At 42.3% G+C, this 24,108-nt stretch carries 14 protein-coding genes and 1 pseudogene; 12 read left to right on the top strand and 3 right to left on the bottom strand.

Annotated features, from left to right (window positions below; genetic code table 11):
- Nucleotides 1–263 precede the first annotated feature (263 nt).
- From ldpA to OSCIL6407_RS0105230, 7 genes and pseudogenes are all read left to right on the top strand, one after another.
- The gene (gene ldpA, locus OSCIL6407_RS0105260) at nt 264–1,487 is read left to right on the top strand and encodes a circadian clock protein LdpA (protein ID WP_007353089.1); all 1,224 of its coding nucleotides are present in this window, start codon (nt 264–266) and stop codon (nt 1,485–1,487) included.
- 67 nt (nt 1,488–1,554) lie between these two features.
- Entirely contained in the window at nt 1,555–3,315 is a 1,761-nt protein-coding gene (locus tag OSCIL6407_RS0105255) for a R3H domain-containing nucleic acid-binding protein (RefSeq protein WP_007353090.1), read from the top strand.
- Nucleotides 3,316–3,451: 136 nt separating this feature from the next.
- A pseudogene (locus OSCIL6407_RS32295) lies at nt 3,452–4,041 on the top strand (IS1 family transposase); the annotation flags it as partial.
- A gap of 12 nt (nt 4,042–4,053) precedes the next feature.
- Nucleotides 4,054–4,290: a hypothetical protein gene (locus OSCIL6407_RS32290; protein ID WP_007356792.1), complete on the top strand. Its 237-nt coding sequence runs from the start codon at nt 4,054–4,056 to the stop codon at nt 4,288–4,290.
- A gap of 118 nt (nt 4,291–4,408) precedes the next feature.
- Entirely contained in the window at nt 4,409–7,249 is a 2,841-nt protein-coding gene (locus OSCIL6407_RS0105240; RefSeq protein ID WP_007356793.1) for an ATP-binding protein, read from the top strand.
- A 147-nt stretch (nt 7,250–7,396) separates the two neighbouring features.
- Nucleotides 7,397–9,133 carry a CheR family methyltransferase gene (locus OSCIL6407_RS0105235; RefSeq protein WP_007356794.1) on the top strand — a complete coding sequence of 579 codons (1,737 nt, stop codon included), beginning with the start codon at nt 7,397–7,399 and terminating at the stop codon, nt 9,131–9,133.
- Nucleotides 9,134–9,148: 15 nt separating this feature from the next.
- Nucleotides 9,149–10,237, top strand: coding sequence for a chemotaxis protein CheW (locus OSCIL6407_RS0105230; RefSeq protein ID WP_007356795.1), 1,089 nt, complete (start codon nt 9,149–9,151; stop codon nt 10,235–10,237).
- 155 nt (nt 10,238–10,392) lie between these two features.
- Here the strand turns inward: OSCIL6407_RS0105230 and OSCIL6407_RS0105225 are convergent, their stop codons facing one another.
- A complete protein-coding gene (locus OSCIL6407_RS0105225) occupies nt 10,393–11,847 on the bottom strand; it encodes an ATP-binding protein (protein ID WP_007356796.1) in 1,455 nt (484 codons plus the stop codon).
- A 536-nt stretch (nt 11,848–12,383) separates the two neighbouring features.
- On the opposite strand from OSCIL6407_RS0105225, the gene OSCIL6407_RS0105220 reads away from it, so the two are divergent.
- The 5 genes from OSCIL6407_RS0105220 (at nt 12,384) to OSCIL6407_RS0105200 (ending at nt 22,766) form a co-directional block, all read left to right on the top strand.
- Nucleotides 12,384–15,026 carry a glycosyltransferase family 2 protein gene (locus OSCIL6407_RS0105220; protein ID WP_007356797.1) on the top strand — a complete coding sequence of 881 codons (2,643 nt, stop codon included), beginning with the start codon at nt 12,384–12,386 and terminating at the stop codon, nt 15,024–15,026.
- Nucleotides 15,027–15,086: 60 nt separating this feature from the next.
- Nucleotides 15,087–17,732, top strand: a complete 2,646-nt coding sequence (locus OSCIL6407_RS0105215) for a glycosyltransferase family 2 protein (protein ID WP_007356798.1) — start codon at nt 15,087–15,089, stop codon at nt 17,730–17,732.
- A 64-nt stretch (nt 17,733–17,796) separates the two neighbouring features.
- Nucleotides 17,797–18,600: an ABC transporter permease gene (locus tag OSCIL6407_RS0105210; RefSeq protein WP_234708780.1), complete on the top strand. Its 804-nt coding sequence runs from the start codon at nt 17,797–17,799 to the stop codon at nt 18,598–18,600.
- Nucleotides 18,601–19,827 (top strand): ABC transporter ATP-binding protein, encoded by a 1,227-nt coding sequence (locus OSCIL6407_RS0105205; protein WP_019486997.1) that lies wholly within the window; start codon nt 18,601–18,603, stop codon nt 19,825–19,827.
- A gap of 230 nt (nt 19,828–20,057) precedes the next feature.
- Entirely contained in the window at nt 20,058–22,766 is a 2,709-nt protein-coding gene (locus OSCIL6407_RS0105200; RefSeq protein WP_007356801.1) for a sulfotransferase, read from the top strand.
- Here the strand turns inward: OSCIL6407_RS0105200 and OSCIL6407_RS35225 are convergent.
- Together OSCIL6407_RS35225 and OSCIL6407_RS0105190 are read right to left on the bottom strand one after the other, a co-directional pair.
- Nucleotides 22,752–22,901, bottom strand: a complete 150-nt coding sequence (locus tag OSCIL6407_RS35225; protein WP_155523379.1) for a hypothetical protein — start codon at nt 22,899–22,901, stop codon at nt 22,752–22,754. The genes OSCIL6407_RS0105200 and OSCIL6407_RS35225 overlap by 15 nt on opposite strands.
- A 13-nt stretch (nt 22,902–22,914) precedes the next feature.
- The gene (locus tag OSCIL6407_RS0105190; RefSeq protein ID WP_007356802.1) at nt 22,915–23,994 is read right to left on the bottom strand and encodes a GGDEF domain-containing protein; all 1,080 of its coding nucleotides are present in this window, start codon (nt 23,992–23,994) and stop codon (nt 22,915–22,917) included.
- Between the last annotated feature and the right edge of the window lie 114 nt (nt 23,995–24,108).

Here is a 24,108-nt window from a genome sequence, read left to right as displayed (position 1 = left end):
TTTGCCAGGAACTGTAACGCCCCCGTCAAGTGGGGTATCCTTAACTGCGCCCAACAGCGGTGGGACATCGATCGCTACGGCAATCCTAAAACAGGACTTACGCTCATGGCCCTAGAAACCGGGTTTTTGAGATCGTATGTGGGTACGGGCGAAGTATTTTCCTCAAAAAACCCGGTTTCTGTGGTTGGGTGTGTAAGTCCTAATTAACAACTTTAGTTGCTAGAGTTCTCCCAAATTTTTGCACAAAGCATTAGCATATAAGGGTGATAGATCGCTACCATCCTCTAAATTCACTGCAAGACGGCCACTGGTTCAAATTGATTTGCGGAGCCAGTTACCAACATTTGCCTGCGGTTCGGAATCTAACCTTGGCTTACACCCTAGCGGGCGCTGACTGTATCGACGTGGCCGCAGACCCCGCCGCGATCGCAGCGGCGCGATCGGCCCTACAAGTGTCCTCCTATCTAGGAACCGAGGCCCGCACCCGAAATTTTGGGTTTCAAGGTTTACCCCTGCTAATGGTGAGCTTAAACGATGGCGAAGACCCGCATTTTCGCAAAGCCGAATTCAACCCAGCTCATTGTCCCACGGATTGCTGGCGGCCCTGTGAAAAAGTTTGTCCGGCCGTTGCCATTGTCTTTGAAGATAGTGGCGCGGAGTTCTCAGGCGTTCTTGACCAGCGATGCTATGGTTGCGGTCGATGTCTCCCGATTTGCCCCAGCCAGCTAATTTTCACTCGTTCTTACGTATCCGCACCCGCTGCGATCGCGCCTTTAGTGTTGCAAGCCGGTGCAGACGCAATAGAAATTCACACTCAAATAGGGAGAGAAAAAGACTTTGCGCGGCTCTGGTCTAGCATATCCCCCCATATCTCCCAACTCCAACTGATCGCCATTAGCTGCCCCGACGGAGAAGGTTTAATCGACTACCTACGGACACTCTATAACATAGTTTCCCCCCTTCCTTGTCCCCTAATTTGGCAAACTGATGGTCGGCCAATGAGCGGAGACATTGGGGCAGGAGCGACTAGAGCCGCCATTAAACTCGGCGAGAAAGTATTAGCAGCTAAATTACCAGGATACGTACAACTTGCAGGCGGAACGAACGATCGCACCGTTAGCAAATTAAAAGCTGCTGGACTCGTGAATGTGAGATTGCCGACTTTCGATTTGGAATCGGGAAATACAGAATCAGCTCCAGAATCTGTAAACCAAATTCACAATCCCAAACCCCAAATCCCCAATTCCAAAACCTACATTGCAGGTGTAGCTTACGGTAGTTATGCCCGCGTCTTGCTGTCACCAATCTTGGAACAGTTAGAAACAAGGCAAATAGAAAGAGCCAAGGCTATTCCTGGCAAGAACGCACCGCCAGCCCTCACAGCTCAAATACCTCTTGCAGCTACGCTCGAAGCCGAACCCAACCTGCTCTGGCAAGCTGTAAGTTTAGCTCATTCCTTAGTTTCACAAATTAAGGGAATTGGTTAACTGTTAACGGTTAACAGTTAACCATTAACTAACAACTAGCAACTAGCAACTAATAGTATCGAGGCGAATGCAGATTACAGACGACCTCAACAAATTACTAGATATTGTCCCAGAAGAAATTCGGCGGCCAATAAAGCAACATCCGCAGCGAGACAGACTCATTGAAATTGTCATGGATCTCGGTCGCCGCCCAGAAGCTCGCTTTCCATCTAAAGCTGAATACCTTTCCGAAACCCTTGTTTCCAAAGAAAGCCTGAACCATTGCATTCAGCGAGTAGGTGACTTTGGTGGGGACAACCGAGCTGGGATCGAGCAAACTCTGCACCGGATCAGCGCTATCCGTAATCGCACTGGCGAAGTAATCGGTCTGACCTTAAGGGTGGGTCGCGCTGTCTTTGGCACAATCGGCTTAATCCGCGATTTGGTGGAAACGGGCCAGTCAATTTTGCTACTCGGTCGCCCTGGAGTCGGTAAAACAACGGCCCTGCGAGAAATTGCCCGCGTGTTAGCCGACGACTTGGAGAAACGAGTAGTAATCATCGACACCTCTAACGAAATTGCTGGGGATGGAGATATCCCTCACCCGGCGATCGGTCGTGCTCGGAGGATGCAAGTTTCCCACCCTGAATTTCAGCACCAAGTCATGATCGAGGCAGTGGAAAACCATATGCCGGAAGTGATTGTGATTGATGAAATCGGCACGGAACTAGAAGCATTAGCCGCACGAACGATCGCAGAACGGGGAGTACAGTTAGTAGGAACTGCTCATGGCAACCGCCTGGAAAACTTGGTAAAAAACCCGACTCTAGCTGATTTAATCGGCGGTATTCAGGCGGTGACGCTGGGAGATGACGAGGCGCGGCGCAGGGGTTCTCAGAAGACGGTTTTGGAACGCAAAGCACCACCTACTTTTGAGATTGCGGTGGAAATGCTGGAAAGACAGCGTTGGGTCATCCACGAGCACGTTTCTGAAACTGTTGATATTCTGCTACGAGGACGACAGCCAAACTTGCAAGTCAGAAGTATTGGAGATTCTGGCGAAGTGATTGTTAGCCAGGAGATGGCAGCAGTGCCTACCAATCCAGCAGGAGTCGTGGGAGCATCGTCTTTCGGGTCGGGGAAAACGACATTTCCAGAAGCCCAAGGATGGCGCGGTTCTGGGAAAATGATCCCACTGCCGCCCCCGAAAGAGCAATTTGCTGCTAAACCCGCGCAACTTTCAGAGGCAAGGTATTTTGAGCAATTGCTTGATGAGTCGCTATCGGTAGATCCAGTTTTACCAGAGGGTCGTTATTCCAGAAATGCTGGGCCGAATGGTGAGGATTTACCACTGCACATCTATCCTTATGGGATTCCGCGTCATCAGTTGGAACAGGTGATTGCAACGCTGAATCTGCCTGTGGTGCTGACGAAGGATATTGATAGTGCGGATGTGGTGTTGGCCTTGCGATCGAATGTCCGCAACCAGTCAAAACTCCGCCATTTAGCGAAAACTCGCCAAGTTCCTTTGCACACGATTAAAGCGGGGACTTTGCCTCTAGTAGCAAGAGCTTTGCGGCGGTTGTTAGATATGGATGACCCCGGAACCCCGGAAATGGCAGATTTGGGTTTATTTGCTCATAGCGGTTCTTCTGACGAGATCGAAGCTTTGGAAGAAACCCGTTTAGCTGTTGAGCAAATTGTGATTCCCAAGGGTCAACCGGTGGAACTTTTACCCCGTTCTTCCCACGTTCGTAAGATGCAACATGAACTTGTTGAGCACTATCACCTGAAGTCTCACAGTTTTGGCGAAGAACCTAACCGTCGTTTGCGGATTTATCCGGCTTGAACGTTTAGGACAAGTAGGGGTAATTGATGAATTGCCCCTACTGGATTTTGGCGTTGGTGAATTAGGGTATGATGATTTGAGAGTGAGATCGCCCAAAAATAACACTTCACAAAACGCAGAGCTTATGCAATGTCCTGAATGTCTCAAAATGTATGTCAATGGCCTGGGTTTTCGAGCAATTGGGAGAGTCAAAAATGTGCATCATACGACAATCATTAATTGGGTCAAACAAGTAGGAAAACTCTTGCCAGATTTTTATGAGCCAGAAATAACTCCACAAGTGGGAGAATTAGATGAATTAGAAACATTTGTTGGCTCAAAAAAAATAAAACCTGGTTATGGACAGCAGTAGACCATTTTCAACCAGGTATTCTAGGATGGGTTTTAGGCGACCATAGTGCCAGAACCTTTGAACCACTATGGGAGATTGTTAATAAATGGAAATGCCATTTTTATGTGACCGATGGATGGAAAGTTTACCCTAAGTTTATTCCCGATGGAGATCAGATTATTAGCAAAACATATATGATAAGAGTTGAGGGTGAAAATACAAGATTAAGGCATTATTTGGCTCGCCTAAAACGAAAAAGTCTTTGTTATTCTAAATCTGAACAAATGCTAAGATATTCAATTCAGTTACTAATTCACTATCTAAAATTTGCAGATGTTCCAGTTCCGTATCAAAATCAAAGAAATCATTTTCGCTTGTCTGCGATCGCACAATAAGTTTATCATGCCTTGATTCAGCAACGCCGAATTAGCGATCGCAGTACATACTACATTCGGCTTTTCAATCATCAAGGTAAACTACTCGCCTTTTCACCTAGTCAAATCCTCCGAGTGCCGCAAGCGAATCCTGAAGATACGCAAACTATGCTCTACAAGGTGGAAAAGCAGGGAAGGCACAGTTTATTGACAATCCATCTTCCCTTTGACATCAGCAAGACGCAACCCCCGTTTCCTGGACAAAAGTAGCTGTAAATGTTATTGATATTAAATATTAGATTGAGGGGTAACACCCCTCGCTAAAGTTGGTGTTCCAGAAGCGGGTGCAGGTGGCGATTGAATTTTTTTGATTTAAACTTGACATTCTATGGAAAGTATGATTCCGCCGATCTGGGACATAGCAGGAATTGGCATCTGTGTAACAGATGAGGAAGGGCAGTTTGTTCAGGTCAACCCCGCTTATATTCTGCTTTGCGGTTGGTCGGCGGCGGAATTGCTCGGCGAGAATCCAAAATCCAATGGTGTTAGTACTTCGGGCTGCGCGATCGCTCTGAAGCAACCCAAAAAGTTACAGGATACTTTGATTGCTGGGTCTTCAGAAGGCGCGGGTTGTGGGCAAATTATCACCAAAGATGGCAAGAGGCGCGATGTCTGGGTGACAAGGGCCCCTTTCGTCAGGGAAGATAACCGACAGTTTCAAGTCACGACGGTGACAGATATTACCAATGTCTTGAGGGAAGGCGATCGCGCTGAAAGTAAACTAAATCAACAGACTCAAGAGAAATTTTTACTAAGGGAAAAAACAGAAACAGAGCCGGAAGTCGCGATCGCAGATGGGGAAACTTGCAGCCAAGAGGCACAACTATCGAGGGAAAGAGAGTTGAGTCCACAAATTCTACCCGCAGGTTCCCAAACTCAAGATCGCCTTTCCATACTGGAGTCGGAAATTGGGATTGCGATCGCCCAGAGTACCACTTTGCCAGAAATTCTCAACCGCTGCACCCAGAGAATAATGCACGCCTTCGATGCTAATTTTGTCGGCATCTGGATATTTAACAGAGCAACGCGCTTGCTGGAACTGCAAGCCTTTGTGGGCCAACAACCTCCCACCGCAGAATTTTCTGACCGTATTCCTTTTGGGATCTCGACGATCGGGTTTGTTGCTCAACATCGACAGCCTTACATCATACCCGCTCAAGAAAACGAAACCTTAGCTGGCTATCCGCTGATTGTAGAAGAGCACTTGGTAGGGGTAGTGGTGGTTTGCACTCAAGTTGTGACTGAACGTGGGCGGGCTGTACTAGGTTGGGCTGCAAATGCGATCGCCATAGCAATTGACCGCGCGCGATCGTGGGCAGGTAGAGAATCTTTACTATTTAGACTCGCTAGCCAGATCCGTAACTCCTTAGAACTGGATACAATTCTAGAAACAGCAGTACAAGAAATTCAGAGTCTTTTGCAACTCGACTGGTGTCTATTCATGTGGTACAGACCAGAGGTGATTAACAATGAAGAATTAACAATTAAAAGTGAATCCACAAATAGAGAGAGTTCAGCCAATTATAGTTTTAATTCTGAGCTGACATTTTTAACTCAAAACCGTGTTGGCGAAGCCTACCCGCAGAGTTTAGAGGTACAAGGTGCAAAGCCTTGGGATGAAGAAAGCAAACTGAAGCAATTTCGCAAAACTGCGGAGTATTATCAGGGACAAAACAATCTTTCAAAACCTCACAGTGTTACCAGGCGCGACGAAGGGTTGCGAACAAGGAAGTCTTACGAGAAAGGAAGCAAACTAAAGCAAAGTGAAGCAATTTCTCAAAACCAGGCTGGCGTAGTCTACCCACAGGGTTTGGCATTGCGAGTGCAAGGAAGCAATCTCAAATCTCAAAACTCCTATTGGGAAGTAGTTAAAGAAGCGACGAATCCCGGCTTGCCAACACTTCTCGGTAGTTATCCTGTGGAAAAAGTTGGTGCTTTCACTGAAAAACTATTAAGCCTAGAAATCATCCGACTGGATGATGTTGCAGGTTTTGAAGAACCTGTGATGCGGCGATTTTTGATGTCTTGGGGCTACGCTTCCATATTAGCACTGCCAATTCAGACGCATTCTGGTGCGATCGGAGCATTTAGCTGCGGTATGTATAATCCACCCAAGAGCGACTATGAAATAGGAGCAGAATTTGCAGATAGTTCAGCAAAACTTCGACCTTGGAGCGATTCCGAGGTAGAATTACTACGAGCAGTTGCAGATCAATTAGCGATCGCGATCGACCAAGCTGAACTCTACGCCCAAGCACGAGATAGTGCTGAAACTGCCCAAACTCAAGCTCAACAGATTGCTGAAACTTTGCATAAATTGCAGGCAACTCAAACACAACTAATTCAAACCGAAAAAATGTCTTCTTTAGGTAGTATGGTTGCCGGAGTTGCCCATGAAATTAACAACCCAATCAACTTTATTTCTGGCAACCTAACTTATGCGATTGACTACATTAAAGACCTGCTAGATTTATTGCACCTTTATCAAAAATATTCCCCGAATCCAGACCCAGAACTTCAGGAAAAAGCCGATTCTATTGACTTAGAATTTCTCACGGCAGATTTGCCAAAACTGATCTCTTCAATGAAGCTAGGCACTGACAGGATTCGTCAGATTGTGATGTCTTTGCGAAATTTCTCTCGCCTTGACGAGTCGGATAAAAAACCAGTGGATATTCATGAAGGCATAGATAGTACCCTGCTGATTCTACAACATAGGTTCAATTTATATGGGGGAAATTTGAACGTTAAAATTATCAAAGAATATGGGAATCTCCCCTTAGTTGAATGCTGTGCTGGTCAACTAAATCAAGTATTTATGAATATTATTAGCAATGCTATTGATGCTTTAGAAAACCAACCCGCTCCTCGTATTATCACTATCCGCACAGAGGTGATGAATGGAGAAGGTGACGACAGCTCTTTGTCACCAATAGCCGCTGGTAAATTTGCAGTGATTCGGATCTCTGATAACGGCCCAGGAATGGCAGAACCAGTCATCAATCGTTCATTTGACCCATTCTTCACTACTAAACCAGTGGGTAAGGGAACGGGACTTGGACTATCAATTTCTCACCACATTATTGTTGAAAAACATGGTGGTATCCTCAAGTGTATCTCAGAACCAGGAAAGGGTGCAGAGTTCTGGATTCAGATACCCCTGGTTTAGGGAAGTGAATGCTACAAATCGACTTTCAGCAATTAAGAATGTCAAGTTTGCTAATGGGTAATGGCTAATGGCTAATTAAAAGCGGTAGCTACCTAATGGAAATGCTATATTAAGACAGAGCAAGTATGAAACTGAGAGTCATCAAGCATGAATGATAGACATTTAGAATTATTTATACAATTAATTGCTAATAATCTAGGTTTGCATATCCGCCCCCAAGATCGGACAGCCTTATCTCAGAAGATTGTTCTGCGGATGAAAAACCTTAATTTATCTATACCAGAAAAGTATTATCAACTTTTAGAAGCAGATACGGAACAAAGTCAAAAAGAATGGCGGAAACTAATCGTCCTTTTAACCACAACTGAGAGTTATTTTCTGCGCGATGTAGGGCAATTTAAACTATTAGAAAAAGTTATTTTACCCCAAATAATAGAATATAAAAATCAACTCAAAGAAGCTTCTGGTTTGAACCCTTCTCTCAGAATTTGGAGCGCTGGATGCTCAACAGGGGAAGAGGCATATTCTTTAGCCATTCTCCTTGAAAAACTTCTTCCCGATTGGGAGAATTGGAATATCCTAATTTTAGGAACAGATATTAATGAAGAAGCCCTGGAAAAAGCAAAACAGGGAATTTATAGCCCTTGGTCGTTTCGTCTTGTTAATCCCGGACTCCAGCAACAGTATTTCAATCAGCATAAAAATGAATGGATCATTGAACAAAAACTGGTTAAAAATGTAAAGTTCAGATATGGAAATTTAGTAAAAGATGAGTATCCCAATATATCTGATGATATTAACAATATGGATTTGATACTTTGTAGAAATGTGTTTGTTTATTTTGAAGCACAGTACATTGCTCTTGTCCTAAAAAAGTTTTACAATACGCTGAGAGCAGGGGGATATTTAATGACAAGCCATGCCGAACTTCACGGTCAAGTTCTCGATCAATTCCGAGCAATTATTTTTCCAGAATCAGTGATTTATCAGCGTAGTGAGGTAGGTCAAAAAGAAGTTTCTCGAATGCCACCATACATTTATAATATCGGCGAAGCTACTAATAACTCTCAGCAAGAGTTGGTAGGATTAGATCCTAACAGCTCTGCTCCTGAAAAGCTAGCAGAAACCGAGATTAAACCTACAGCTAAACTTGAGCCGAGAGTGTCTCCACTAGGAGAAGATTCACTTTTATCACCAACGCTGCAAATGCCAGTCCTATTTCCAATTAGCAATACAACGGAAACCCCAAAACCGCTAAAAGTTCGCGAACTTGTTGATAATATTTTGCGGAGTAGCGATGGGAAACCTGAAGAAAATAATACTGTTAATACCAGACAGATTTCATCTTCATTAACAGTGGAAAAAGAGCGGCAGAGAGCAGGTATCAATCTTCTTCAAGAGGCAGAAGCTTTTTGCAAGAATAAAACTTATTTTGAGGCAATTAAAAAGGCAGAACAAGTTATTGATCTGTATCCTCATAATTTTAAAGCTTATTACTTGCTAGCTGAGATTTATGCAAATTTAGGTAAATATGAGCAGGCAATTAATTACTGTCACCAAGCTATACAAGTGGATTCTTTATCAGTATTTCCTTATCACTTACTCGCTCATATCGCTGAAGAAAATGGAGACGTAGAAGCAGCTAAAAATTTGTTAAAAAAAATTATTTATCTTTGTCCATCCTTCATCTCTGCATATCTCGATCTAGGTAATATTTACGCTGGAGAAGGGAATGTTAAAAGAGCAAAAAAAATGTATGCAACCTCTTGTGAACTTCTCAAAACTTTACCCCCCGATACTTTAATAGAACAGCAGGGTAAAATTACAGCTAGTGAATTACTAAAATATGTCAAAGCAATCTTGGTAAAACTATCTATTCAATAAATTTAACTATTAAATATGAAAACTCAACCCTATCTTATTTTCCGACAAAACAGTTCTCTTTACGGTATAGAAGCCGCTGCTGTTCAGGAAATTTTCTTTCTACCAGAGTTGACACCAATTGCAGAAGCCCCCCGCGATATTGTTGGCGTGATTAACCTACGGGGCGAAATTTTGCCTGTGATGGATCTCAATCTTCGCTTCGGATACCATTCTCAAGAATACTGTTTGACAGATAGTACGATTGTTATAGAGCATCAAGGATTTAGAGTTGGGATTATTGTCAACCAAGTTCAGGAAGTAGAAAATATCTCAACTGAAGTAATAAAAACACAGCTATATTACGGGCGCGAGAATACAAATCAATCCCACCATTTTGTAACTGGAATTGCCCAAATTGAAGCCGATATTGTGATGCTGCTTAATCCTGAAATTGTAATTAGCTACTCTCAGAAAAAAAAAGAGGTCATTCAGCAAATAAAGGATGTGCAAAGAAAAAGTTTAGAAGAAGGAACCGATCAAGACCTTGTAAGCGAAGATTCGAGTTATTTCCTAGAAATGCCAGTTTTCTGCCCCAATGCTACGCCCCAAGAAAAAGCGATTTTTCGGCAAAGAGCTAATAATTTAAGGCGAAAAGAAGACGATCGTGATTTCACTGCCAGTACGTTTCCGCTGGCAGTTATTGCTTTGAATGGTGAATACTTTGGACTAAATTTAGAAGTAGTACGGGAGTTTACAGATATACGAAAAGTTACGCCCATTCCCTGCACTCCAGATTATATTGTGGGTAACATGAATTTGCGAGGAGAAATTGTAACGTTAATTGACATTCGCAGTGTTTTAAATATACCAATCGCGAGCGCAGATCCTCTATCAAAAGCCATCGTGATACAAATAGCTGATTTAGTTGCTGGTATCGTGGCTGATGAAGTTCTGGATGTGATGTACTTAAATACCTCAGAAATTACGACTGTTCCTGCTGCTTTGCATTCGGCTAATGATGAATACTTACGAGGTACAGCTTCTTATCGTGAAAAGATGATGAGCATTTTGGATCTCCATAAAATGTTGACAAAAGGGGGGCTGGTTGTTGATGAAGAAGTTTAAAAAAGGAAGAGAGTGGATTTTTGAGGGCTTCTAGATAAAGCGGTAAAAGTTGGTGATAGCATCCTTCTTCAAACCAAAAATGATTGGCTTGCTCAAACAGCCGTCTGGCTTCTGCTGGGTTGACTATTTTTACATCCTTGAAGGGAAAGCAAAATTCAGTCATAAACCAAAGGTAACAAAATTTCAAATTCAGTTCCCGTACCCGGAGTAGAGTGCAAGTTCAATTTTCCCTTGTGCTTTTCAGTTACAATCTGATGAGTGATTGCTAAACCTAAACCCGTGCCTTTACCTACAGGTTTAGTAGTAAAAAACATCTCAAAAATTCGGCGCTGAATTTCTGGAGGAATTCCTGGGCCATTGTCAGAAATTCTGATTGCTATCCAAGAGTCATTTTTTATATTTTCTTCCTTTTCCTCATCGCTCAATTCGTGGTGATTGCTGACCACTGATAAAGATTTTACCTCTTCTTTCCGAGCGATGGCATGGTTGAAAATTAATTCAGAATTCACGCAGTCTCCCTCAAGACTTTCTATTAGCTCAGTTTCAATTTTGATCGCTCGCGATTCTTTTCCTTCATCCTGTACTTCTTCCAGAGCGTCAATTGCATTGCTAATTAAGTTCATAAAAACTTGGCTGAGCTGACCTGAATAACAGCTAATTGCAGGTAAAACTCCATAGTTTTTAACTACTTTAATGCTGTGTTTAAGTCGATTTTTCAGAATCAAAAGCGTACTGTCGATACATTCGTGAATGTTAGCTTCCTTACGTTTTCCCCCGTCCATGTGAGAAAAACTGCGGAGGCTAGTAACAAGTTCATTTAATCGATCTGCTCCTATTTTCATACTTTGAAGGATTTCTGGCAAATCTTCTTGTAAGAATTGAAATTCTATCTCTTGTTTAATTTCCTCAATCTTTTGGCTGGGGTTAGCAATTTCTACATCATAAGCAGACAGCAACCGCAGGAGGTCTTCAGAGTAGTTTTTCAAAAAACCTAAATTTCCTAAAATGCAAGTAAGGGGATTTCTAATTTCGTGCGCTACTCCAGCTACCATTTGCCCTAAACTCGCCAGTTTTTCTGTTTGAATCATTTGAGCTTGGGTTTGTTGTCGTAGCAACTTAGTGGCGAATTCATGAATGTAAGATTGAGCGACGAGTAGTTCATGTACGTCCAACATTCGGTAAACTTGAGGCGGATGTTGTACTACAATTGGTTCGTAAAGGAGTTCTTGCGATCGCTGTAAGGAACGACGAGCTGCATCTACTATTAATGTATCGCTAGGAAAGATTAAAGTATCAGTCTGAGCAAACCGATATAAGGACTTTAAAGGTCGCTTCAAAAATAGTTCTCGTCCAAAAGGACGGCTGATATATTCGAGAAACCGCCGCCGAGAAATCATACCGATAAAATGATTTTGGTCGGTCAAAATAACTCCTGGTAAGAGGGGGTAAGCTTCAAACATTTGAGCTACTTTCATCCCTAAATCGGTGGGTTTAACCTGAAAGTTGTAAAGCGGAAGCTCTTGAATAGTTGAGTCTAACCGGAGGTCTTGCCTGGAAGTCTCTGGCAGGGGTGTAACTAACTTTTCGATGCTGGTGGAAGTGTTTAGCATAAATTAATGGGAGTTAAAACTAAGGATGTATGACAATATGACTTGGAGTAGGATAGATATCCTAAGCACGTAAGTAACGAAGCACTTAAATGTGCTTTATTTTCACAAACTATCCTTAATATTCCTGAAATAAGGGATAGCTGGGTCTAGGTATTATAGACAAAATAGACGTGCTATGACAATTATCTTTAACTTTATTTTAAGTCTGTTTCGAGTAGTTTGCACTATTTTTATTTAATTAATCATTCCTTAAACTTTTAACCTTTTATTAATCTTTATATCCTTCAGTTCTGATTTTATAAGGTATAGTCCATATTTGTAGAAAAAGTTTAAGATCCATCTAACAATTTTTTTGCGGTTATAAAATCTCACAGCTCCCATGACATTGACTTTGCCAGTACTCCGTTGTCACGTTACTTTTTTGCTGCGCTTAAGAAGCAACTTAAATGTGAAATCGCTTATGTTGGTAGTAGCTACCCAATTGAAAACTGCTATATAATCAAATTGCAAGCCTCTATCCCAGGAGTATCAGCTACGTGCTTTATCCAATCAAGGTAATAGACATTGAGTTGAGCCATCCCCTCGTTACTATTGAGAATTTGGACGGGTTTATGGGATTGCAAGCATTGGTACGTCTACATGGTAGACCAATCGGGTATGTCAGTGCGCCCGTGACAGCAGGACAAGTCAGCGCTAACACTATCAGCAAACTTATTCTAGAACAGTACCATCAAAAAATTATTATTCATCTTTTAGAGAAAGGACTCTTTAAGACACCCCCCCCGACAGGATGGAAATTTGAGGATTTATTAGATTTACCTCCTCTCAAGTGGAGGGTAGATTGGCCTTTAGTTACAGTCGCAGTTTGTACCCGCAATCGCACCGCCGATTTAGAATTATGTCTTAATAGTCTAGTCAATCTCAATTATCCCTACCTCGATTTATTAGTAATAGACAACGCCCCTACATCAGATGCTACCAAGCAACTCATAAAAAATAAATATTCCCAAGTACGCTATGTTATAGAACCAAGACCGGGCTTAGGGTGGGCAAGAAACCGAGCAATTATTGAAGCGAAAGGTGAAATTATTGCATACACGGATGATGATGTAATTGTCGATTCGGGTTGGGTAAAATCCCTAGCCCAAGTCTTTGCTGAAGAACCGCAAGTAATGGCTGTTACTGGTTTAGTCGTCTCTTATGAACTGGAAACTGAAGCCCAAGTTCTATTTGAAAAAAATGGTGGTTTTGGTCGGGGTTTCGAGACAAAAAGATATCAAATTAGTCGCGGCCAAAAGTTACCCTGGTCGTTTATCTCAACTCCTTGGATAGTCGGTACAGGCGCAAATATGGCATTTCGGCGATCGCTGTTTGCCCAAATTGGCTATTTCGATCCGGCATTAGGTGTAGGGACGATAACTAATGGTGGCGAGGATTTAGAAATATTTTTCCGCACGCTGAAAGAAGGATATCTGTTAATTTATGAACCCAATGCCTTAGTCAAACATCGCCACAGACGAGAATATAAAAAGTTGAAATTACAACTTAAAAATAATGGCGGTTGTTTTGCGTTTTTTCTGCGCGAAGCTATTGCCTATCCAGACGAAGGTTTATCTTTGTTGAAAGTAACATTTTGGCTACTAAGGTGGTGGCATTTACGCAGTTTGTTTCTGTTATTAATGAAGGCTACTAAATTACCTCACGATCTAGTTTTAGCTGAACTATGGGGTTCTGCAATAGGTTTGACAACTTATCAAAAAGCACGCAAAATTGCCGCTGAAATTGAAGCTACTTTTGGCCCTTTACCTCCCCTAGAACCGCTGGAAAATCAAGCATTGACACAGAAACCTCAATATCCAGGGGGAAGGGCAGTCCGAACCCTAGAACTGACGGAATCTGTGACAAATCCCCTCACTGATGTGACAGATTATAGCTCAGTGCGGCTGTTTGTGACTTGGAAGGGATCGGCGATCGCACATTTTGACATCCCCAACTATTACGAACCAATTAGCGCAACTTATTTGCGACAACTATTAAGTGAAAAATTTGGACTCAAATTACTCAATCCAACTCGCAATATCAGCGACCAATTTCGTGCGGCAGAAGCGATCGCCTATTTGAGAAGCTACTACAAACCAGCAGAAAAAACACAATACCCAACTCCTCTAAGTTTACCAGCAAACGTTTCGGTATCTGTAGTTGTAGCCACTTACTCCCGACCCGATGACTTGCACAATTGCCTTAACCAATTAACCGCCCAAAAGTCACCCCGAAAAGTAGAAATCATCATCGTTGATAACAATCCAGATTCAGGATTAACACCCCCAGTAGTTGCCAAATTTAAGAACGTTATCTTAATTACAGAACCCCGCGAAGGACTCGCCTATGCCCGCAATACGGGCATCACAGCCAGCACTGGTGACATTGTAGTGACAACAGATGACGATGTGGGACTCCCCCCTGGTTGGTTGGAAAAACTCTTGGTTCCCTTTGTTAGACCAGATGTCATGGCCGTCACCAGTAACGTTCTACCCATAGAAATGGAAACAGAACCCCAGTGGTTATTTGAACAATACGGCGAAGGCGGTTTGGGGCGTGGTTTTAAACCTTTTGAAGGAATGGGGGACTGGTTCAGAAGGTCTTGGCGCTACGCTGTTCCGGCGTGGAAACTGGGGGCGACGGCTAATGCTGCTTTCCGAGCCGATATTTTTAGCTATCCTGAAATTGGTTTGATGGATGAAGCTTTAGGCGCGGGAATGCCTTCTGGTGTGGGAGAAGATACCTATTTGTTCTATAAAATAATTAAGTCTGGCTATACAGTAGCCTACGAACCGCAAGCCTTTATTTGGCATAAACATCGCCAGGATTTACCTGCTTTGCGCCGTCAATTGCACAATTATAGTAAAGGAATTGTTAGTTATCAACTGACAACTTTGTTACGAGATGGAGATTTGCGATCGCTACTACTATTAGGAATTGATCTTCCTTTATGGCACGCCTCGCGCATTAAATCCCGATTGAAAGGTCAAACTGATTATCCCATATACCTAGTGCTTCATGAAGCATTGAGCCATCTACCAGGGCCTTGGTCGCTATGGCAGTCTCGCCTGCGCGTCAAGCGTGAAGGTCATAGTCAACCCTATATTCCTGTGTCAGAGCGAGCGATAACAAAACTTTAGTTTTTAGTTTTTGAAATCATTACGACAAAATAAATACCAACTAATAAGTGAGAATAATAAATGTTAAATAAAATAAAAGTCATAGATATTGAATTAAGCCAGGGAATTGCTACTATTAAAAACTTAGAAAATTATAGAGAATTACAAGCCATAGTGCGTCTTTTTGATGCTCCCATTGGATATGTCAAAGTTCCTATCAGAGGGGGAATAGTGACGGGTCAAACCTTGAGTCAAATTATTCTGGAACAGCATAACAATCAAATTATTAGTCAGTTATTGTACAATGGTTTATCGAAATCTACAGCGACTAAGGAAATAGGGCAGTTTGAGGATTTGTTAACCTTGTCGCCCCCAGAGTATAAAGGGCCTTTACCTTTGGTGAGTGTGGCAATTTGCTTTAATAATGGCATCTCCGATCTCACTATTACCCTCAATTCCTTAAAGCATCTCGACTATCCCCACCTCGACATTCTAGTAGTCGATAATACTCTTGATGGTAAAGCTGAAAAGCCGATTGCCACTCAATACCCCGACATACGTTATGTCAGAGAACTATGTCCCGGTATAGATTGGGCAAGAAACCGAGCTATTTTAGAGGCAAAAGGTGATATCATTGCTTACACTAATAGCGGTGTATTAGTTGATTCCGGGTGGGTAACAGCCTTAGTTAAGGTGTTTGCTGAAGATGCAAATGTGATGGCAGTAACTGGTTTAGTTACACCCGCAGAACTCGAAACTGAGTCACAAATCTTATTTGAAAAAAACGGTGGCTTAAGTCGTGGTTTTGAGAGTAGACGCTATCAAATCGCACCAAGGAGTAAAATGCCTCATGCCTTTTTGCATTCTCCTGAGAGGTTTGGAACGGGATTTAATATGGCTTTTCGTCGGTCGCTGTTTGCAGAAATTGGTTATTTTAATCCTGCATTAGATGTTGATATAGATGTCCAAGGTAACGGCGATTTAGAAATGTTTTTCCGTATTATTAAAGAAGGATACGCTTTGGTCTACGAGCCAAGTGCATTAGTGTACCATCAGGAGTGTCGTAGTGACAATGAAATGCGATCGCATAGCAAAAATAATGCTGGTATTTACTCCGCCCTTTTGTGTAGCGCCATCAATTATCCTGACGAAAGACTACCGATTTTCCGCATGGGATTAGTAAAAACAGTGGCATATCTAGTCAAATTTTTACGCTCTATATTTAAAGCAAATCCTTCATCGGTTGATTTAATCCTCGCAGAAATAGAAGATTGGCTCATTAGTTCAATTAGCTATCTGAAAGCGAGGGAAGAAACTGCTGCAATTCTGGTTGAAAAAGGCTTCTCATTGATTAAAACCCCAGAAAAACCCGAACCACAACCAAATAGGAAGCCAAAAGCCAGCCGTGCTGTGCGCGTACTTGAATTAAATCGACCAATAGAAGCGATCGCAGATGCCACAGACTACGCCAACACCCGCGTATTTGTCACTCGTGATGGCTCCGCGATCGGTTACATTGATATAGCTAATTATTACCAATCAATTAGTATTCCCAGGCTACGGGGCGCACTGGTGGAAAAATTCGGTTTGACACTGCTGGAACCTGACACTGACCCTAACGTAGACTTTCTTAAAGCCGATGCCATAGCTGCTCTCATGCAGCATTACACACCCGCCGTAACAGTGAGAACACAGGAACCAGAAGGTCTTCCAGCTAATATCTCAGTATCCGTTGTAGTTGGCACTTGCGATCGCCCCGAAGACTTACGAAAATGCCTGCTTTCCTTAACTGCTCAAACATCCCGCCAAATCAGACCCGTAGAAATTATCGTCGTTGACAACCGACCCGAAACCCGCAGCGCCTCCCCCGTACTGGTCGAATTTCCCGATATAAAATTACTCACAGAAGAGCGATCGGGTGCATCCTACGCTCGGAATGCTGGCATAGCCGCCAGTACCGGTGATATTGTCGTCACCACTGACGACGATACAATTATCCCCCCCGACTGGCTAGAAAAACTAATCGCCCCCTTTGCCCGTCCCGAAGTCATGGCCGTCACTGGTAACGTCTTACCGGCAGAATTGCAGACGCGATCGCAGCGCCTATTTGAAAGCTATGGCGGTGGCGGTTTATCGCGTGGTTATAAGCCATTTGAAGGTAATAGAGAATGGTTTGATAGTTTCCGGTTCCACTCTGTACCAACGTGGCTATTTGGCGGGACAGCTAACTCCGCCTTCCGCGCTAGTATTTTCAGCGACCCCGAAATTGGCCTGATGGACGAAGCCCTCGGCCCCGGTATGCCATCTGGCGTAGGAGAGGATACTTATCTTTTCTACAAAATTATGAAAGCCGGTCATACCATAGTCTATGAACCGTCAGCCTTTGTCTGGCACACGCATCGACGTGAAATGACCGATCTAGGTCGCCAATTACACAATTACAGTAAGGGAGGAGTATCCTATCACCTGACAACCTTGATCGAAGACGGCGACCTACGGGCACTATTCGCTATTCTGTTGGAAATGCCTAAGTGGTACGCCGCGCGAATCATTAAGCGGATATTAGGCTGGACTGACGATCCAATCCTGATGCTATTAAAAGAAATAGTGGGCTATCTAGCTGGGCCTTGGTCTTTGTGGCAATCTCGTTTGCGTGTTAAGTACGAAGGTTTTAGCTCACCTTACATACCTGTCAAGCAACGTGCTACAAAAGGGACTGGGGGTTAGGGACTAGGGAAGAGGGAAGAGAATACTCTGATAACAACTAACAACTAACAACTAACAACTAACAGTGATAGTAACTAAGATAAACGCCCAAATAGCTCAACTTAAATGGCGACCGCAGTATATTTATGACTTGCTAAGGCAACTCGTATCTCGCGATATGAAGTTACTCTATAAACGGTCAGTTTTAGGAATCGCTTGGACACTAATTGCTCCCCTTTTACAGTTAGGAGTTTTTACCTTTGTCTTCAATATTATCCTGCCGATGAATGTTCCCCAATATTCATCTTATGTTTTTATTGGCTTACTGGTTTGGAATTGGTTTTCTACCTCACTCTTTCAAGCAACAGGTTTGATTCTCCAGAACCGTCCTTTGATCAGATTGCCAAAATTTCCTTCTGCTATACTACCTGTAGTAACAGTGATGACAGGAATGATTCACTTTTTACTAGCATTACCAGTCTTAACTTTATTTCTACTAATTGATGGGGTACAATTTAAGCCAGTAGTTTTATTTCTGCCTTTCTTGATGCTACTACAGTTTGCTCTGACCGTAGGCCTTGCTTATCCTCTGGCTGCTTTTAACGTCACATTCCATGACACACAACATACACTTGGTGTGTTATTACAAATGCTTTTGTATCTCACACCCATTTTCTATCAAGTAAATGCTCTACCCCCTAAAATTGCGTTGATTTACTACCTCAACCCAATGGTATCTATTGTGGAAGCTTATCGGGCTGTACTAATTTATGGGACACAACCAAATTTGGTAGCTTTGGGGATCATTGCATTAATTAGTAGTGGACTTATACTTATTGGTCATGGAATTTTTGACTCAGCAAGCGATCGTTTTGTGGAGGAAATATAGTTGAAAAATACTGGGATTATTGTCGAAGGACTGGGTAAACGTTTTAGTAAATTCAGTGCTAAAAAGCCCAAAACAATTATGGAGGCCGCCCTCTCAGGCATGAGACGTTTGAATCCAGAAGCGCGTTTCTGGGCGCTGCGAGATGTTAGTTTCACCGTCCCTCCCGGAAAAATGTTAGGGGTTATTGGGCGCAATGGAGCCGGTAAATCTACACTTTTATTACTGGTAGGAGGCATTGGCAAGCCCGACGAGGGGAAGATTATTGTTAACCCTAGAATTGGAGGTTTATTGGATTTAGGTGCTGGTTTTCATCGAGATTTGACGGGGCGAGAAAATGTATTTGTCGGTGGAGTAGTCGCAGGTTTAACTCGTCAGGAAGTAGCGCGGCGCTTTGATGATATTGTCGAATTTGCAGAAATGGGGCAATTTATTGATAGTCCCATGCGAACTTATAGCACGGGGATGCAAATGCGTTTGGGTTTTTCAGTCGCCGTACATACCGATCCCAAAGTGTTACTAATTGATGAATTTATCTCTGTAGGAGATGTGGCTTTTCAGGCAAAATGTTTGCAAAGGATGTCTGAGATTAAATCTTCTGGTTGTGCAATTATGTTAGTTTCTCAAAATCCCAGGCAAATCGAGCAACTTTGTGATGAAGCTATCTGGTTAAAAGAAGGTAAAATCTTAATGTATGGCGATCCTAAAATGATAGCAGCTCAGTATGCAGCGGATATGGGAGTAGAAAACCAGGAACTCAGCCTGACACAATCTCCTCAAATAGCTAAAGTATTTTCCCCAGTTGAAAGTAGTGAAAACAGAGTTGGTACAGGGGAAGTAGAAATTACCAGTGTGCGATTGTTGCCGGTTTCAGAGATTCGGGGTGGCGATCCCCTGGATGTGGAAATTGAGTATATTTCTCCAGAAGCAATATTATCTCCAATTTTTACTGTTAATATTAGTCGAGAAGATGGAAAAGTCTGTTTTGATGCTAATACTGAGAAAATGCAAATGGCAATACCTCAGATTCAAGGTAGGGGGAAAATTAAGCTGCGGATCGATCGATTGGATCTTGGCGGCGGTGAGTATTTTGTGAATGTGGGAGTATATAAGGAGAAGTGGGGTTATCCCTACGATTTCCACTGGCAAGTTTATCCGCTGATTGTCCATGCGGCGGTTGATTATCGAACTATTATTTGGCCTCCTTGTCGTTGGGAAATTAGCGAATGATCGGTAAGGATTAAAAGTAAATTAACTATCTAGGTGCATGACAATATATTGGATTCGTAAATTGATCTCACCTAATTAAACGTAAAATACGAATAAGTAAATCCACCTAATTCAACATAAGATAAGGATGGCTAAAAAGCTGACTGTATAAACATTCTTCCTTCTTACTTCTACTTAACTAAAACCCTAGCTGTGTAAATCTTCTGGCTTTCTTCTTACTCTTCCTTCTTATGAAACGGATATTTTTAGTTGGCGCACCTCGCTCTGGAACTACTATTTTACAAAGCTTATTGGCTGCTCATCCCTTGATGATATCTTTCCCAGAAACGAGGTTTTTTCAATATTTATTACCAAAGTTTGAATATCCGATTTCTGTTGATGATAGAATGAAGATATTTTTGATTGAAGAAATCAATCGCCCTGAATATTTAAGTTGTTTTAATGCTGAACAATCAGAATTAGAAAAAGCTAATTGTCTTATAAAGATATTAGATAATTTAGCCTTTGAACAAGATAAATCTGTCTGGCTAGAAAAAACACCAGAGCATATATACTGCATTGAATACCTAGAAAAATTATTACCAGATGCTTTATTTATACATATTTTAAGAAATGGTATAGATGTCATTACATCGATGTACGAAGCTAGTAGAAATTCTCCTGATGCTTGGGGTGGAGAATGGAAGCTAGAGCATTGTATAACGCGCTGGCAAGAAGCAATATCAATCAATTATCTATATGCTAATAAAAAGAATCATATTTTAGTAAAATACCAAGAACTTGTGGAAGATCCCAGTATGGCTTTAGCAAATATTTGTAAATTTATTGGCATTAAATTTGATAATTCAATGCTAGTTAAATACAAGGAAACTTCCCAGAAAATGAGTTTAGGTGCGGTTTGGCATCAAGGAATAGAAAGACAAATTCAAAAGAGTAATCATCATAAATATTATAGCATTTTTCAGCAAATAAATATCCACTATATTATCAATCAAATTAAACCGCTAAAAAATCAAATATCTCATAAACAACGAGTAGAAATTACTGAGAAAATCGTTGATATCTTTGCACCTTTATCATTTGAGCGCCTCCTTTGTCGTGTGGAAATGGAAGGAGAATATCTGGGAAATATCGAATTGCCATTCTGCGATGGGGTAGTAAGCAGATTTGTTTTGGCGGATGCGATCGCGACTAAATTTTATTTGCCAATTCTCTCTCGATTTTTCGAGAGAAAAATTGGAAAAAATCCGATAAAAGTTATAGATTCCTTGACTAAAAACCAACAATTAAAAAAGGTTTGGCAAATCTTTTTACAGGATATTTGGGGACAAGCGGAATGGTCACTAGAAAACTTCTACAACCCAAAGCTTTTTGAAGCCGCAATCGCGGAACATATTGACACAAAATTATTGACAATTGAAGTGAGCGAACCACTGACAAATATAGAAGTTTCGCTGCCAGAAATTGATGTATTGTTAACAGTGGGTGGTGTACCGATTGGTATAGTTACTGTCCCGGTTAAGGAAAATTCGATCTCGGCGCAAACTTTACGCACAACTTTGATTAAAGCTAGTGGTTTTGAACTTTGCCGGGTTTGCGTGCGAGAGGTTTTATTAGGTAAACCTTTGAATGATTTGACATCTTTGCGCTCGCACCTAGCAGAATTAGCCAAAACTAGAACTAGAACACGCTTCCCCGACTGGTTAAACGCTGCTGATTCTAATGGAATTTACCCCAAAAATAGTCTCTTATTGGGTAGAAATTTAGGAACAATAGGAAGCAGTACCAACAGGAGAGCAACTTTACCAATGGGGATGGTGATAGAATTGACTCAACTATGGGAAACCACTGGTTCGCCGATATTAACTAATTCCACTGAGGAGAATTTGGGGCGAGTTATTTATGCACCAGAACTGTTGTTGCCCAATTCCCCAACTTCGATCGACTCTCCTGAATTTCAGCCTTCTCAAGATGTTAATAAAATCGAATCTAACATTGGGGGAAAATTGCTCGGCGCTTTTCCTTTGGCTAATTTTCCTGGGAAGTTTAGGTTGTTACAGCTTAATTTAAAGTGCCATTGGGAACACCTGACAAACAGAAAACTTTATAAGGGGTTATCTGAATTTACTGCCAGGAACACAGATAATAGTAACAGCAGTTTGGCTACGAGGGGAACTGCACAAATGCCAATTTTAAGGTATCGCCATGTTTGCCCACAATTAGAGGGGGCAACAATTGGCTACAATGTTACTCCCGATAATTTTGAAAAACAGTTGCAGTATTTATCCAAAAATAACTTTTATTCTGCGGTATGGGAAGATTGGGAGAAAGCAACAACAACTGGTACTCTGTTACCTGGAAAACCTATATTAATTACTTTTGATGGTGGCTATCTCGACTTTTTTAACTATGCTTGGCCTTTGCTAAAACGTTACGGTTTTAAGGCTACAGTGTTATTGGTGGCTGAGAGAATTGGTACTACAAATAGCTGGGAACGTGCAGATAGTCCAGAAGTACCGCTGTTAGGATGGCCGGAAATTTGTCAACTGAGAGATGAAGGAGTTGAGTTTGGTTCTTTGGGTACAACTTATCAGCCTTTGAGCTTGCTGTCGCCTACAGAAATAGTACAGGAAGCTGTGCGATCGCGCTCTATACTGGAACAGGGGTTAGGAAGGTCTGTGAAAACTTTTGCCTATCCCTACGGAGATTTCGATCCAGTTGTTCAGCATTTAATCGGAGCCTGCGGTTACACTTATGGCTTATCCTGTTTATCAGGAGTAAATGGTTTAAACAATAACCTGTTGGCATTGCGACGGATTGACTTAATGGGTTCTGATAGTTTGTCCGACTTTGCTACTCAGCTCAGTTATAAGTTGCCAATTGTCAGCAGGATTTACCGTCGCGCTTCTGAATTTGTTCGGCACTTAGCTGGGCATTGAAATATTTAATAATAGGGATATTATTTTATCGAGCAGAAAGTAGATGCGATTTCCCTGATATATAGTAACAGCCACAACTTTTGGCACATTCTCGATCGCCCCAACCCTTTCTCCGATCGCATTTTCCTCCTGCATCCTGCTATAGTTACTAACTCCAAGGCAAACTGAGGACAACGCGATCGCGCCCCTGTTTTTTGGCTTGATAGAGAGCGCAGTCAGCAGCAGCAATCAACTTTTCCGGGGAACATAGGTAACTTCCCCCATTTTCATCATCAGGAACAGTGCAAGCAACGCCTAAACTTAAACTCACACACTCGCAGGCTGGGGAACCTTGATGAGCGATCGCCATTGCTTTCAGGCGCGATCGGATATCCTCCCCCACCAGCAGGGCCGCGCTAGCATCAGTATTGGGTAGAACGATCGCAAATTCCTCACCTCCGTAGCGGGCCACCAAATCTGACGGAGAGCGTGTAGCTTGAGTGATAGCAAGGGCTACAGCCTTCAAGCAATCATCTCCCTGTTGATGGCCGTAGGTGTCGTTGTAGAGCTTAAAATAGTCAACATCAGCCATAATTAGTGCCAGTGGCGATCGCACTCTCGCCATCTGCAACCACTCTTGGCGAAGGTATTCATCAAATCTGCGCCGATTTGCCACTTGGGTAAGGCCATCTAAACAAGCTTGGCGCTGTAATTGTTTATAAACTTCATCCAACTCTTGGTAAGCTTGATTGAGCAACTGAGTAGCTAAGGCGTGAATTTGTGACTGAGCAATCAGTAACTCATGGACATCCAAGAGCCGATAATTATGCGGAGATAACTCAACCACAATCGGCTCATAAAGTAGTTCAGGCGATCGATCCAAAGACTGACGGGCTGCATCTACAATTAAACTATCTCCCCGTAACAGCAAAATATCCCTACAGGCAAAGCGATAGAGAGATTTTAGAGGTCGCTTTAAAAACAATTCCAACCCGTAAGGGCGACTGAGATATTCCAAAAATCGCCGCCGCGAAATCATCCCCAATAACTTACCTCCTTCTGTTAAAATAACTCCTGGGATCAAAGGATTAGCTTCCAGCCTCTCAGTCACAATTTGTCCGCGATCGGAAGATTCAACCTGAAAATCCCAAAGCGATAGATGTTCGAGGGTGGAATCTAAAAGCAGATTCGGGGGAAAAGTTTCCCACATTGGCGGGACAGACAACTGAGCAGAGGGCAAACTTGGCATAAAATTTTATCGCCTTCAAACTGATGGTGTATAAAACTAAAATTATTCCAACCACCAACATTTTATAGATTTATAACTAATGAATTAAGACTCGGAAATCACGATAATATATTT

The organism is Kamptonema formosum PCC 6407 (assembly GCF_000332155.1).
GTDB lineage: Bacteria > Cyanobacteriota > Cyanobacteriia > Cyanobacteriales > Microcoleaceae > Kamptonema > Kamptonema formosum.
Note: the sequence above shows the minus strand (reverse complement) of the source record. Positions and strands in the feature narration are given on the sequence as shown.

Bases quoted from the DNA above. Each gene is read 5' to 3' on its own strand.
- OSCIL6407_RS0105240 (WP_007356793.1), top strand. From the start codon at position 4,409: ATGGAAAGTATGATTCCGCCGATCTGGGACATAGCAGGAATTGGCATC.
- OSCIL6407_RS0105255 (WP_007353090.1), top strand. From the start codon at position 1,555: ATGCAGATTACAGACGACCTCAACAAATTACTAGATATTGTCCCAGAA.
- OSCIL6407_RS0105230 (WP_007356795.1), top strand. From the start codon at position 9,149: ATGAAAACTCAACCCTATCTTATTTTCCGACAAAACAGTTCTCTTTAC.
- OSCIL6407_RS0105215 (WP_007356798.1), top strand. From the start codon at position 15,087: ATGTTAAATAAAATAAAAGTCATAGATATTGAATTAAGCCAGGGAATT.
- OSCIL6407_RS35225 (WP_155523379.1), bottom strand. From the start codon at position 22,901: ATGCAGGAGGAAAATGCGATCGGAGAAAGGGTTGGGGCGATCGAGAAT.
- OSCIL6407_RS0105200 (WP_007356801.1), top strand. From the start codon at position 20,058: ATGAAACGGATATTTTTAGTTGGCGCACCTCGCTCTGGAACTACTATT.
- OSCIL6407_RS0105235 (WP_007356794.1), top strand. From the start codon at position 7,397: ATGAATGATAGACATTTAGAATTATTTATACAATTAATTGCTAATAAT.
- OSCIL6407_RS0105225 (WP_007356796.1), bottom strand. From the start codon at position 11,847: ATGCTAAACACTTCCACCAGCATCGAAAAGTTAGTTACACCCCTGCCA.
- OSCIL6407_RS0105190 (WP_007356802.1), bottom strand. From the start codon at position 23,994: ATGCCAAGTTTGCCCTCTGCTCAGTTGTCTGTCCCGCCAATGTGGGAA.